Here is a 13,393-nt window from a genome sequence, read left to right on the forward strand (position 1 = left end):
CAGTTCGCGGGACGGGCTTCCACTGACGACGGTGCCAACTGGGCCTCCGACGACCCTGGGCGGAGCCTGGGAGGTCCCTGTGAGCCGGGAATACACCTGCTCTTGCCGCGGTTCGACCAGATAGTTTATTCTTGAACTACCAACCGAACGAGGAGCGCGCCATGCCCGCCGTGACCGTCAGCGACATCACAGTCCTGCCCCGGATCAGCCCGCAGGACCCGGCCGTCGTGCGTGAGCGTCCCGTGAAGTCTGTGACGTCCGCGCCGAGCGGCTACGAAGGGGAGGGCTTCCCGGTACGGCGTGCCTTCGCGGGTGTCGATCTCCGTGACCTGGACCCGTTCATCCACATGGACCAGATGGGCGAGGTCGAGTACGCGCCGGGCGAGCCGAAGGGCACCCCGTGGCACCCGCACCGCGGCTTCGAGACCGTCACCTACATGCTCGACGGGATCATGGAGCACCAGGACTCCAACGGCGGTGGCGGCGTGATCTCCAACGGCGACACCCAGTGGATGACGGCCGGCAGCGGCCTGCTGCACATCGAGACGCCGCCCGAGCAGCTCGTGGTCAGCGGCGGCCTGTTCCACGGCATCCAGCTCTGGGTGAACCTGCCGAAGGCGCTCAAGTGGGCCCCGCCGCGCTACCAGGACATCCGCGGCGGCGACTCGGCCCTGCTCAGTACGCCGGACGGCGGCTCGCTGGTCCGCGTGATCGCCGGCTCGGTCGACGGCCACGACGGTCCCGGTACGACGCACACCCCGATCACGCTGGTACACGCCACGGTCAGCCCGGGCGCGGAGCTGGTGTTGCCGTGGCAGCCGGACTACAACGCGCTCGTCTACGTGCTGGCCGGTCAAGGTACGGTCGGCTCCGAGCGGCGCCCGGTCCGCAAGGGCCAGCTGGCCGTCTTCGGCGCCGGCGACGTCATCCGTACGGCGGCGAGCACCTCGCAGCCGCAGGCCGAGCCGAACCTCGACGTCCTGGTGATCGGCGGTCGCCCGATCCGCGAGCCGGTCGCGATGGCCGGGCCGTTCGTGATGAACACCCGCGCCGAGGTCATCCAGGCGTTCGAGGACTTCCAGGCCGGCAAGCTCGGCACGATCCCCGCGGTGCACGGCGCCCCGACGGAGCTCCGCAGTACCGAAAACTAACCCTCGGGGTAGAACAGGAACAACGTGCAGCCCGCGACTGATTGCGGGATGTGCGACGACCCGGCCGGGGCGTGGATGAACGAACCGGCCGCGTAGTCGCGTTCACCGTCGTTGAAGACGCCGTCGACGACGAACACCTCCTCCGGGCCGGGTTCGTGCACGTCGATGCCCTCCCAGGTCGAGCCTGGCTCCATCTGCAGGACGAACGCCTTCGCGACGGCACCGGACCACAGCGGCCGGAGCCGGATGCCGGGGAACAGTTCACGGACCGGCGCGTCGTCGACCGATGCCCACTCGTATTTCTCCATGTCTTGATCCTGGCGTTGTCCACAGCCCGATACCCAGTGTCCGGATAGTCCCGAGCAGGTACTTTTCTGCCATGCCCTCTTCCGCCGTGCACCGCGTCGTCGCGCTGGTCACCGCTCCGCAGGCGAGTTTCGAGTTCGGCTGTGCGGCGGTGGTGTTCCGGGATCCGCCGTACCGGTTATCGGTCTGCACGGAGGTGCCGGGGAACGTGCGGACTGCCGAGGGGTTCGACATGGTGGTCGGGCCGGGGCTGCGGGCGCTCGACCGGGCCGACACGATCGTCGTACCGGGCTGGTTGCCGATCAACCGGGAACCGTCGGACGCGGTCCTGCGCGCGCTGAGGCGGGCGCATCGGCGCGGCGCGCGGTTGGTGAGTATCTGTTCCGGGGCGTATCTGCTGGCCGCTACCGGGCTGCTCGACGGGCGGCGGGTGGCCACGCACTGGCGGTATGCCGAGGAGTTGCAGCGGCGGTTTCCGAAGGTGCAGGTGGATGCGGAGGTGCTGTACGTCGATCACGGGGACGTGGCGAGCAGCGGCGGGTCGGGGACCGGGATCGATCTTTGTCTGCAGCTGGTGCGGAGAGATCTGGGGGCGGGGTACGCCGCACGGGTCGCGCGGCGGATGGTGATGCCGCCGCATCGCGAAGGGGGTCAGACGCAGTACCGCTCCGAAGGCCCAGAACTCGAACGTGAGGAGCGCGGGGCGCCGGGGCGGGGCGCTGGTGGTGAGTCGTTGGCGGTGGTGTTGGAGTGGGCGGCCGAGAGGCTGGGGGAGGAGTTGACTGTCGACGACCTGGCGCGGCGGGGGAGTGTGTCGCAGCGGACGTTGGCCCGGCGGTTCGGGGAGCAGTTGGGGGTGTCGCCGGGGCAGTGGTTGCTGGCGCAGCGGATTGCCAGAACACGTGTTCTGCTGGAGGAAACGGAGCTTTCCGTGGAGGCGATCGCCGCACGCGTGGGGCTCTCGTCGGCGACGAACCTGCGGCGCCGGTTCCGGGCGGCGCTGCAGACCACGCCGAGTGCGTACCGCCGGGCGTATCAGGGCAGGTAGTCGTCGCTGTCGTCGAGCGTGATGTAGTGCTCGATCCGCGGGTCGTCCGGATCGCCGCCGGACAACTCCACGAACCGCCGCGCCGCCGGGAGTCCGCCGTACTGCGGATTCAGCCCGCCGCGCAGGCTCTTGAACATCAGCGCCAGGTCGACGTACCGATCGCCGGCCCCGAGCCGGCTGACATCCAGTACGCCGCTGAACTGCAGCGTCGACGGGTCGACGAACACGTTCGGCGCCGCGTAGTCCCCGTGCGTCACCGCGTCCCCCGCACCGGGGAACGGCGACCGGAACGGGCACCCGGTCAGCGAATCCAGCGCCCGCCGCCCCTCAGCGATCGCCGCCAGCACCGCAGGCCGATCGCGAGCCGCCCATGGCTGCGACGCGTCCCGCCCCGCCAGCTCCGCCGTCAGCAACCAGTTGTTGCCTCGATCAACGATCCGCGGACACGGAAACCCGGCCGCCCACAGCCAGGCCAGCCGATCGCCCTCCGCGTCGACGCCCTGACCGGTCTTGTAGTACAGCCGTTCCGACGACCGCTCCAGCCGAACGACGGTCGCCGACGAGTGTCCGAGCTGAACCACGGAGCCGTCGTCGGCACCGAACCGGTCCAGGAGCGCAGCGATGTCCACGCACCGCAGACTACTGACTGGCCCCCGTCAGCGGCATCCTGAGGGGATGACGATGGACAGTACGGTCGACTGCCCGCAGTGCAGCCGGCCGTTGCCGACCGATCGACGGTACGCCGTCTGGTGCCGGCACTGTGAGTGGAACCTGGAGCCGGCACCCGCCGCGCAGGAACCCGCCTGGCAGCTCGACCGGGAGCGCAAACTCGCGGACGCCCTCACCGAGCGCCCCGCAGCCGGTCCGGAGCGCTCGCTCGGCGCGTTCCTGCTCTCGCTGCCGGTCCTGCTCGTGCCACTGCCCGGGCTGCTCGGTGGGATCGCCCTGCTCGCGTTCTACCGCCCGCTGTGGTTCGCCGCGCCGTTCGCCGCGGTCCTGTTCGTCCTCACCGCGGTCTTCCGCCCGCGCATCACCCGTCTTCCGGACAGCGCCCGGCCGGTGAGCAGAGCGGAGGCGCCGCAGTTGTACGACGTACTCGACCGCCTCGCCGCGCAGACCGGGTCGCCGAAGCTGGAGTACGTCGTCGTCACCGTCGACGAGCGCATCGCGATCGACCGCATCGGTTGGCGGTACCGCCGTACGCTCCGCATCGGCCTCCCCTCCTGGTCCGTACTCGGCCCACAGGAGCGGTACGCCGCCCTCGCCCACGCCCTGTACGACGACCAGCGCGGCGTCCACGACCGCGTCCTCGGGGCCGCCCAGCACATCATCGGCGAACTCGCGGCGACCGTGACGCCGGGCAGGCTCGACTCGGCCGGGTCGGGGCGGATCCACCACAGGGAAGGCGTCGTCACGATCCAGCAGGGCAGCGACGACCAGATCCTGCACAGCTGGCTGGTCAAGCTCTCGAACGCGGTCCTCGGCCCGCCGATCCGCTGGTACTGGCGGCTGCTCCACCGCCTCGACCTGGCCGGTCGGCAGCGGCGTGAGTACCGCATCGACCGCCGGGTGGCCGAGCACGTCGGCTCGGAGCCGGCCGCCGCCTCTCTCGAACGCGTGCTGCTCGCTGGCATCTGTGTCCGCGCCGCCGAACGCGTCGTCCGGTTCGATCGTGCGCGCGACCCGCTCGACACGTTGCGGCGTACCGCTGCCGAGATCCCCGAGCACGAGTTCGCGCGACTGGTGCGGGTCGACCGGGCGCAGAACGGGCGTAGCGACGCGGAGCATCCGCCCACCTGGCAGCGGACGCGCCTGCTGCGCGCGCACCCGACGCCGACGACCACCGTGTTCGCGCCGTCCAACGACGACGAGCTCGCCAAGGCCGCACGGGCTGCCCTGGCTGCGCTCCACGACTGACGAGATCCGGCAGTCGTCCAGCGTCAGCACCCGGGTGCACGGATAGGGTCGCCGGTATGACGACTGTTGCCGCCGACCTCGCGCCCACCGGTGTCCTGCGCGCGTCCATCAACCTCGGCAACCCGGTGCTCGCGCAGGGTACGCCGGACGCGCCGGCCGGGATCACCGTCGACATCGCGCGGGAGCTGGCGAAACGCCTCGAGCTGCCGCTGGAGCTGGTCTGCTTCGACGCGGCCCGGAAGTCGTTCGAGGCGCTGACCACCGGGCAGGCGGACATCTGTTTCCTCGCGATCGAGCCGGCTCGCGCGGCCGAGGTGGCCTTCACCGCGCCGTACGTCGTGATCGAGGGCGTCTTCGCCGTACTGCGGGACTCGGCGCTGACCACGGTCGCCGAGGTGGACGCGCCGGGCGTGCGGATCGGCGTGAAGCAGGGCTCGGCGTACGACCTCTACCTGACCCGGACGGTGCAGCACGCGACGATCGTCCGGGGCGCCGACGGCGTCGACGTATTCCGCGCCGACGGGCTCGACGTCGCGGCCGGGATCCGGCAGCCGATCACGCGGTACGTCGCCGAGCACCCGGACCTCCGGCTGATCGACGAGCGGTTCATGCAGATCCAGCAGGCCGTCGGTACGACGAAGGACAAGAACGAGCAGACGGTCGCCTACCTCCGTGACCTGGTCGAGGAACTGAAGGCGGACGGCTTCGTCGAGGCCTCCCTCACCTCCGCCGGGCAGTCCGGCTCACTGGTCGCCCCCTGACATAAAGTAGTCAGGCAGGAACCTGCCGTGGCAGGTGTTCCTGGCAACCTTTCGCCCGGTCCCGGACATCTACCGGTGAGTGGCCGCCCAACTCCACTCCGTGAGTGGTCTGGTGCGGTCCGATGTGAGGTCATCGATCGGGAGGGACTCATCGTGCTGTCCACACCACGATCGAGGCGCATCGGCGTAGCCGCCGTCGCCTCGATCGCCGTTCTAGGGCTCGGGCTGTCCGCCGCGGGCCAGGCCGTCGCAGGACCACAAGCCGGACCGCCGGCCACCAGGTCGAAGTCGCCGGACCGCAGTGTCACGCTGATCACCGGCGACCGGGTGACGCTGCTGGGCGGTGACCCGGCGCGCGCGACGATCACGCCCGGCGCCGGCCGGACCAAGGTCGCGTTCAGCTCGTACCGCGAGCAGAACCACCTGTACGTCGTACCGTCGGACGTCCGCGCGCGTCTGGCCGAGGGGAAGCTCGACAGCCGGCTGTTCGACGTGAACGAGCTGATCAAGGACGGGTACGACGACCGCTCGAGCAGCACGCTGCCGCTGATCGTCACGTACCGCGGCCAGGCCCAGCAGCGTGCCGCCGTACCGGGGGCGACCGTCGCGCGTCAGCTCCCGGTGATCAACGGTGCCGCGCTGAAGGTGACCAAGGAAGCCAAGGTGCTGAACAGCGCCGGCATCGACAAGGTCTGGCTGGACGGCAAGCGCAAGGTCACGCTGGACCAGTCGGTCCCGCAGATCGGCGCGCCGACCGCCTGGCAGGCCGGGTACACCGGCAAGGGCGTCCCGGTCGCGGTCCTGGACACCGGCATCGACAAGTCGCACCCGGACCTCGCCACCCAGGTCGTCGGCATGAAGAACTTCACCGACGCCCCGGACGGAGACCACTTCGGCCACGGCACCCACGTCGCGTCGACGATCGCCGGTACGGCGGCCGCGTCGAACGGTAAGTACAAGGGCGTCGCCCCGGATGCGCGGCTGTACGACGGCAAGGTCTGCGACGACGGCGGCAGCTGCCAGGACTCCGCGATCCTGGCCGGGATGGAGTGGGCCGCGAAGGACATCAAGGCGAAGGTCGTGAACCTGAGCCTCGGCGGCACCGACACCCCGGGCATCGACCCGCTCGAGGAGGCCGTGAACCGGCTGACCGCCGAGACCGGCACGCTGTTCGTGATCGCGGCCGGCAACGACGGCCCCGGTGCGCGCACGATCGGCTCGCCCGGCAGCGCGGACGCCGCGCTCACCGTCGGCGCGGTCGACAAGCAGAACGGGCTGGCCGACTTCTCCAGCCGCGGCCCGCGGATCGGCGACGGCGCCGTGAAGCCGGACATCAGCGCGCCCGGTGTGTCGATCGTCGCCGCGAAGGCGAAGGACTCGGTGATCGGCGAACCGGTCGGCGACCAGTACCTGCGACTCGACGGTACGTCGATGGCGACCCCGCACGTCGCCGGGTCGGCCGCGATCCTCGCGCAGGAGCACCCGAACTGGACGGCCACCGAGCTCAAGGGCGCGCTGATGGGTTCGGCCAGGCCGGCCGCGGACCAGACCGCGTTCGAGCAGGGCGCCGGCCGGGTGGATGTTGCCAAGGGCATCAAACAGACCGTGATCTCGGAGCCCGGCGACCTGTCCTTCGGTACGGCGGCGTGGCCGCACGGCGACGACACCCTGGTCACGAAGACGCTGACGTACCGCAACCTCGGCGACAAGGCCGTGACGCTCAACCTGGCCGCGACCCTGAACGGTCCGGACGGCGCAGCGGCTCCGGCTGACGCACTGAAGCTGAGCGCGACCACGGTGACGATCCCGGCCGGCGGCACCGCTGCGGTGCAGGCGACCTCGAACACCAAGCACAACGGCCCGGACGGCTTCTACTCGGGCCGGATCACCGCGACCGGCGGCGATGTCAGCGTCACCTCCGCGATCGGTCTGGAGAAGGAGAAGGAGAGCTACAACCTCACGCTCAAGGCGATCGGCCCGGACGGCAAGCCGGCCGAGTTCGCCGGTGCGCTGGTGGGGGTGAACAGCGACCTGTTCCAGTTCCTCGGCGACGGGAGCACCGCGCTCACGCTGCGGCTGGAGAAGGGCGAGTACCTGGCGCAGAACAGCCAGTTCGTGGAGAAGGCGGACGGCAACTACGCGTCGTACGACCTCGTGCAGCCAGCGGTCCAGCTCACCAAGGACACCACGGTGGTGTTCGACGCACGGGCGGCGAAGCCGGTGAAGGTGACCGTGCCGCAGGCCGGTGCGCAGGCGGCGCTCGCCGACATCGGGTACGACCGCAGGTCGGCGGACGGTCTGCACAGCTCCGGCTACTCGGGCCTGCAGTTCGGGTTCGGTGAGAGCTACACCGCACAGGTCGGCTCCGCGGTCCTGCCCCCGCAGCAGTTGACCAGTCATGTGGCGTCGCAGTGGGCGAAGCCGGACGCGAACGGGAACTTCGGCAACTCGCCGTACCTCGTCGGGCAGGTGAACACCTTCCCGGGCGTGTACCCGACCGGCTTCGTGCGGGCGGTGAAGCCGAGCGAGCAGGCCGCGGTCCAGCAGACCGTGAACGCCACCAGCGATCGTGCACTCGAGCGCGTCGTGCAGGGCGTCGGGCCGGGCATGGGTGGTAGCTGGGCGATCGGCCTGTCGTACGGCAAGGCGCCGCTGACGACGACGCTGTACGCGGACGGCGAGCCGGTCACCTGGCAGAGCGAGTTGGACGAGGTCGTTCCGAGTACCGACCCGAACGACCCGTTCCCGCAGACGGTCAGCCGGCTGACCTCGCCGACGAAGTCGTACCGGGCGGGCCGGACGTACCACGAGCGGTTCAACGCGGCGGCGTTCTCGATCGCGCCCGACCAGGCCATCCGGACGGACGGCAACCTGTACGTGTCCGTGTACGGTCTCGCCGACGCGGACGGGAACAACGGCGGCATCCTCCCCGACACGGGATCGAGCAAGCTGATCCAGAACGGGAAGGTCGTCGCGGAGTCGCCGTACTTCGGGTACGTCGAGGCGGCCGGCCTGCCGGCGGCGAAGTCGACGTACACGCTGGAGTCCTCGCAGACGCAGTCGACCAGCCCGTTCGCCACCCGGACCGAGCTGAAGTGGACGTTCAGCTCGGCGGCGACCGCGAAGGGGACCCCGCTGCCGTTGCTGGGGATCCGGTACCGGCCGAAGGTCGACGACCACAACCTCGCCGACCGCAAGCCGGTCACGGTGCTGCCGGTCGTCGTGGATCCGCAGGCCGGGGAACAGTTGCCGGTGATCCGGAAGTTCACCGTCCAGGTGTCCGGTGACGAGGGCAAGACCTGGCACCACGCCGCGGTCGTGCCGATCGGGCACGGCCGGTACAAGGCGATCTTCGAAACGCCGGAGGGCCAGAGCATCTCGCTGCGGTCGAAGCTCGCCGACGGTTCGGGCAATCAAACGGACCTGACCGTAATCAAGGCCTACGTCTTGCGCTGAGACAGACAGAGGGCCCCGACGAGCGGGGCCCTCTGTGTCAGGTGCTGGTTCAGCCGATCAGGCCGAGGTCCTTCACCGCGTCGCGCTCCTCGCCGAGCTCGGCGGTCGAGGCGTCGATCTTGCCGCGGGAGAACTCGTTGATCTCCAGGCCCTGGACGATCTCCCAGTTGCCGTCCTTCGTGGTCACCGGGAACGAGGAGATCAGGCCCTCCGGGACGTCGTACGAGCCGTCGGAGACGACCGCCATCGAGGTCCAGTCGCCCTCGGCCGTGCCCTTCAGCCAGTCGCGGGTGTGGTCGATGGTGGCGGCCGCGGCGGAGGCGGCCGAGGACGCGCCCCGGGCCTCGATGATCGCGGCGCCGCGCTTCTGCACCGTCGGCAGGAAGTCGCTCTCCAGCCAGGCCTGGTCGTTCACGACCTCGGCGGCGTTCTTGCCGGCCACCTCGGCGTGGAAGATGTCCGGGTACTGCGTCGCGGAGTGGTTGCCCCAGATCGTCATCCGCTTCAGGTCGGTGACGTGCACGCCGGCCTTCTTCGCCAGCTGCGCCAGCGCCCGGTTGTGGTCAAGGCGGGTCAGCGCCGAGAACCGCTCGGCCGGGATGTCCGGCGCGTTGCTCTTCGCGATCAGCGCGTTGGTGTTCGCCGGGTTGCCGGTGACGGTGATCCGGATGTCGTCCGCGGCGTGGTCGTTCAGCGCCTTGCCCTGACCGGTGAAGATCGCGCCGTTCGCCTCGAGCAGGTCGCCGCGCTCCATACCCTTCGTCCGCGGCCGCGCACCCACCAGCAGCGCGACGTTGACGCCGTCGAAGACCTTGTTCGGGTCGTCGCCGATCTCGATCCCGGCCAGCGTCGGGAACGCGCTGTCGTCGAGCTCCATCACGACGCCCTCGAGCGCCTTCAGCGCCGGGGTGATCTCCAGCAGCCGCAGCTCCACCGGGGTGTCGGGCCCGAGCAGCGCACCGCTTGCGATCCGGAACAGCAGGCTGTAACCGATATTCCCCGCGGCCCCGGTAACGGCCACCTTCACCGGTGTAGTGCTCACGACTCGCTCCTAGCTCATCAGATTGTGTGCTTCGGACGCTAGCAAGCCGCGTCCTCGGTACCAACGCTGGGGGCGGGCGATTACCTCACATCCCGATGGATCGTTCACCGATCGGTCATCCGGCGACGACTTCGTGATCATCAGGCACCGGGGCGCGTCCGGGTACCGGCCCGAGCACACGCTGGCGTCGTACGAGCTGGCCGCCCCGATGGGTGCCGACTTCATCGAGCCGGACCTGGTCACCACCAAGGACGACGTGCTGGTCACCCGGCACGAGCCGGAGATCTGCGGTACGACGGACGTCGCGAACCACCCGGAGTTCGAGGACCGGAAGAAGACCAAGCTGCTGGACGGCGTCGCCACGACCGGCTGGTTCACCGAGGACTTCACGCTGGCCGAGCTGAAGACGCTGCGCGCGGTCGAGCGGATCCCGGCGGTCCGGCAGCACAACACGGTGTTCAACGGGCGGTACCAGATCCCGACCTTCCAGGAGGTGATCGACCTGTCGAAGCGCCTGCCCAAGGAGCTCGGCCGGCCGATCGGCATCTACCCCGAGACCAAGCACCCGACGTACTTCCGCGCACAGGGACTCCCGCTCGAGCCTGAGCTGCTGGTGCAGCTGACCAGCGCGCCGTACGACTTCGTGGTCTCCGGCGACAAGCGCACGTACGCCGACATCGTCAGCGCGGCCGGGCTGGTCGTGCATCCGTACACGTTCCGGGTCGAGAACACCTTCCTGCCGGCCGACTTCCGCAGCTCGGCGGTCGCCTCGGACTCGGGCGACCTGCTCGGCGAGATCGCGGCGTACCGGAAGGCCGGGATCGACGGCCTGTACACCGACAACACCGACATCGCCGTAGCCGAGGAGAAGGAAGCCCGCTAGTCCGACCCACCGTGTCGTCGTCCGCCACCGGATTCCGGGCGGCCGGGCTCGCTGGACGTGGGGCTTGGTGGTCCTGGGCCCGCTGGTCCTGGAAGGATGGTTGTGTGGAGCGGCGGACAGGATCAGGGCTGGCGAGTGTCGAGGCGGAGCAGGACGGGACGTTCGTACTGCGCATCGACGGGTCGCCGCAGTCGCAGGTCGACCTGGCCGATCCGAGCCACCTGTCGTTCGAGTACATGCGCCGGATCGGCGACGTCGTGGACGCGATCGCGCCACGACGTCAGCCGATCGCGGTGCTGCACATCGGCGGCGCCGCGCTGAGCCTCCCGCGGTACGTCGCGGCGACCCGTCCGCGCTCCCGGCAGATCGTGCTCGAACCGGACGAGGACCTGACCGAATTCGTCCGCGAGGCGCTGCCGCTGCCCAAACGCTCCGGGATCAAGGTCCGCCCGGTCACGGGGCGGGCCGGGATCACCGAGCTGTACGACGACTCGATGGACCTGATGATCCTGGACGCCTTCGAACACGAGGCAGTCCCGTCGAACCTGGTGACAGCGGAGTTCTTCGGCGAATGCGCCCGGGTACTGCGGCCGACCGGCGTACTGGTCGCCAACCTGATCGACGGCCAGGCCGGGCTGCCCTTCGTCCGCCGTACCGCAGCCACCGTCCTGTCGGCGATCGGCCCCGGCGTAGCCCTAGCCGAACGCAAAATCCTCCGCGGCAAAGGCTTCGGCAACGTCATCCTGCTCGCCTCCCCCCACTCCCTACCAGACCTCACCGCCCCCGGCCGCCACGCCCAGCCCCCCTACGACGTCACGCCCCTCCAAGACCTAGCCGGCAAAGCCACCCCCCTCACCGACACCGAACCCTTCACCACCCCCCGCGCCCCCGCCTCAATCTTCCGCACCTGAACCCCAGCCCGAAACCCCCGCCGGCACCATCCAACGGCCCCGCCCCCCGCCCATCGACCGTCACCGCCAACGACTGGCCCGCCGCTCAACGACTGACCCCTCCGCTCGGCGGCAGGCCTGCCCGCACGTCAGCCGGCGTACGGAGTCGGGTGGTCAGGCGGTCAACGGGTTGTGGTTCGGGCTGGTTCGCTGGCGCTCAGCCTGTCCAGGGTTCGGGCGACGGCGGTGCGTTCTTCCGCGGTGGCGCCGACCGTGCGGACCAGGTGGTCGAGGCGGTCTCGGCCGGGTGCGCGGGTGCCTCGGAGCCAGGCCTGGATTGTTGCCCGGGGAATCCCGGTCTCCTGCTCGAGGGCCCGCAACGAGCGCGGCTGCGCGAGCGCCGCAACAGCTGCCCCCAGCTGCTCGAGCGACTCAGCCTTGTCCAGCAAGCTGACGACGTCGCGCGGATCGCGGCTCGCCTCGTCCCAGCGCCGTCGCCAGACCGGCATCAGGTCCGCGGGTACCCCACATCCCCCGAGGAACGCCGCCGCCACCTCCCACGTCGGCAACTGCTTCCCGCTGGTGGCGCGGATCAGATGCGGATGCGAGTAGTGCGCCCGCTGCGCCAACTCGCGATACGTCACCGCCGCATGCCGCCGTACCCGTTGCAAGGCCGCTGCGAACCCCTCGACATCCTGCACGTGATCAAACATAACTCAACACGTTTCAACAGATCAAGCGCCAGTTACCCTTGGGGACGTGTCTGTCGCAAAGGTCGCCGCCCTCACCTACTACCCGGTGAAGGGACTCGCCGGGATCCCCGTCGAATCCGCCGAGCTCGGCCCCACCGGCCTCCTGAACGACCGCCTCTTCATGCTGGTCGAACCCGACGGCACCTTCCTCAGCCAACGCAAACTCCCGGCGATGGCGACACTGCGAGCCTCCTTGGCCGGCGACGTACTCCGGCTCTCCGCCCCGAACGCCCCCGACCTCGAACTCACCGTCCGGTACGACGGGAAGCGCCGCGACGTCAGCCTGTTCGGCAAGTGGTTCGGGCAGGGCGTCGTACAGGATCCGGACGCCGACGCCTGGTTCACCGAACGCCTTGGTACGCCGACCGCCCTCGTCCGCGTCACCCCCGAACACGAACGCCCCGGCTGGGGCGCCCACCGCGGCCTGACCGGGTACGGCGACGCGCACGCGCTGATGATCACGTCCCAGTCCTCCCTCGACGGCCTCAACGCCCGCATCCTCGAGCACGGCGGCACCGCAATACCGATGAACCGCTTCCGCCCCAACCTCGTCATCTCCGGCTGGCCCGAACCGCACACCGAGGACAAGATCCTCCGAATCACCGCCGGCACCGCCACGATCGGCTACTCCGCCCGCGGCATCCGCTGCGCCGTACCGACCGTGGACCAGTCAACCGGCACCAGGTCCGGCCCCGAACCGACACGAACCCTCGCAACGTACCGCCGCGAACCCACGTACGGCGGCGGCGTCAGCTTCGGCATCAAAGCCGCAGTACTTGCCCCCGGCAACATCCAGGTAGGCGACGAAGTCACCGTCCACGAATGGATCCCACCCAACACCGACCCCGCCGAACCAACCACCCGCTAGACCTGACAACCCCCGCAAACAACTGACAGCCAAGGCCCTACCCGAGACAAGCCCGGCCACACCAGCCCTATACGCGAGCGGCAACCGGCGAAAGGGCCAACAGCCACGCGGCGACCTGGAGAAGAGCCGACAGGTGGTACTGCCCTAGGCCGGGCCGATGAGCACCCATCCGACGAACCGCCAACAACCGAGCAGCTCCCGGTAGCGCTGCCAGCTGCCACGGGATAGCACGGACAACCGAGCAACCACCTGGGAATGCTGGCAAACACGAGGTGCTACCTGCGGCAGGCGGGCGCAAGGCGGGGTGCTACCTGGGCGG

General features: G+C 69.8%; 12 protein-coding genes. 8 read left to right on the forward strand and 4 right to left on the reverse strand.

The features are described from left to right. Positions 1 to 161: 161 nt before the first annotated feature. A complete protein-coding gene (locus JOF29_RS30560; protein WP_209697862.1) occupies positions 162 to 1,151 on the forward strand; it encodes a pirin family protein in 990 nt (329 codons plus the stop codon). Here the strand turns inward: JOF29_RS30560 and JOF29_RS30565 are convergent. Further along, on the reverse strand, positions 1,148 to 1,459 hold the full coding sequence (locus JOF29_RS30565) for a cupin domain-containing protein (RefSeq protein WP_209697863.1): 312 nt from the start codon (positions 1,457 to 1,459) through the stop codon (positions 1,148 to 1,150). The two genes, JOF29_RS30560 and JOF29_RS30565, sit on opposite strands and share 4 nt — an antisense overlap. A gap of 71 nt (positions 1,460 to 1,530) precedes the next feature. Between JOF29_RS30565 and JOF29_RS30570 the strand changes: the two genes are divergently transcribed. Further along, on the forward strand, positions 1,531 to 2,505 hold the full coding sequence (locus JOF29_RS30570; protein WP_209697864.1) for a GlxA family transcriptional regulator: 975 nt from the start codon (positions 1,531 to 1,533) through the stop codon (positions 2,503 to 2,505). Here the strand turns inward: JOF29_RS30570 and JOF29_RS30575 are convergent. Then, positions 2,493 to 3,134, reverse strand: a complete 642-nt coding sequence (locus JOF29_RS30575) for a phosphotransferase (RefSeq protein WP_209697865.1) — start codon at positions 3,132 to 3,134, stop codon at positions 2,493 to 2,495. The genes JOF29_RS30570 and JOF29_RS30575 overlap by 13 nt on opposite strands. A gap of 46 nt (positions 3,135 to 3,180) precedes the next feature. Between JOF29_RS30575 and JOF29_RS30580 the strand changes: the two genes are divergently transcribed. From JOF29_RS30580 to JOF29_RS30590, 3 genes are all read left to right on the forward strand, one after another. After that, entirely contained in the window at positions 3,181 to 4,422 is a 1,242-nt protein-coding gene (locus tag JOF29_RS30580; protein WP_209697866.1) for a M48 family metallopeptidase, read from the forward strand. A gap of 56 nt (positions 4,423 to 4,478) precedes the next feature. Then, positions 4,479 to 5,183 carry a transporter substrate-binding domain-containing protein gene (locus JOF29_RS30585; protein WP_209697867.1) on the forward strand — a complete coding sequence of 235 codons (705 nt, stop codon included), beginning with the start codon at positions 4,479 to 4,481 and terminating at the stop codon, positions 5,181 to 5,183. Between the two features lie 153 nt (positions 5,184 to 5,336). Next, positions 5,337 to 8,639 carry a S8 family peptidase gene (locus JOF29_RS30590; protein ID WP_307863768.1) on the forward strand — a complete coding sequence of 1,101 codons (3,303 nt, stop codon included), beginning with the start codon at positions 5,337 to 5,339 and terminating at the stop codon, positions 8,637 to 8,639. 49 nt (positions 8,640 to 8,688) lie between these two features. On the opposite strand, the gene JOF29_RS30595 is transcribed toward JOF29_RS30590, so the two are convergent. Next, positions 8,689 to 9,681: a malate dehydrogenase gene (locus tag JOF29_RS30595; RefSeq protein WP_209697868.1), complete on the reverse strand. Its 993-nt coding sequence runs from the start codon at positions 9,679 to 9,681 to the stop codon at positions 8,689 to 8,691. A gap of 133 nt (positions 9,682 to 9,814) precedes the next feature. Here JOF29_RS30595 and JOF29_RS30600 point away from each other — a divergent pair, with 133 nt between their 5' ends. Continuing rightward, the gene (locus tag JOF29_RS30600) at positions 9,815 to 10,564 is read left to right on the forward strand and encodes a glycerophosphodiester phosphodiesterase family protein (protein WP_307863769.1); all 750 of its coding nucleotides are present in this window, start codon (positions 9,815 to 9,817) and stop codon (positions 10,562 to 10,564) included. 104 nt (positions 10,565 to 10,668) lie between these two features. Then, on the forward strand, positions 10,669 to 11,475 hold the full coding sequence (locus JOF29_RS30605; protein WP_209697869.1) for a spermidine synthase: 807 nt from the start codon (positions 10,669 to 10,671) through the stop codon (positions 11,473 to 11,475). 161 nt (positions 11,476 to 11,636) lie between these two features. Here JOF29_RS30605 and JOF29_RS30610 read toward each other — a convergent pair whose 3' ends face one another. Then, a complete protein-coding gene (locus JOF29_RS30610; protein WP_209697870.1) occupies positions 11,637 to 12,155 on the reverse strand; it encodes a helix-turn-helix domain-containing protein in 519 nt (172 codons plus the stop codon). A gap of 58 nt (positions 12,156 to 12,213) precedes the next feature. Between JOF29_RS30610 and JOF29_RS45625 the strand changes: the two genes are divergently transcribed. Then, positions 12,214 to 13,074: an MOSC domain-containing protein gene (locus JOF29_RS45625; RefSeq protein WP_209697871.1), complete on the forward strand. Its 861-nt coding sequence runs from the start codon at positions 12,214 to 12,216 to the stop codon at positions 13,072 to 13,074. Positions 13,075 to 13,393: the final 319 nt, after the last annotated feature.

The organism is Kribbella aluminosa (assembly GCF_017876295.1).
GTDB lineage: Bacteria > Actinomycetota > Actinomycetes > Propionibacteriales > Kribbellaceae > Kribbella > Kribbella aluminosa.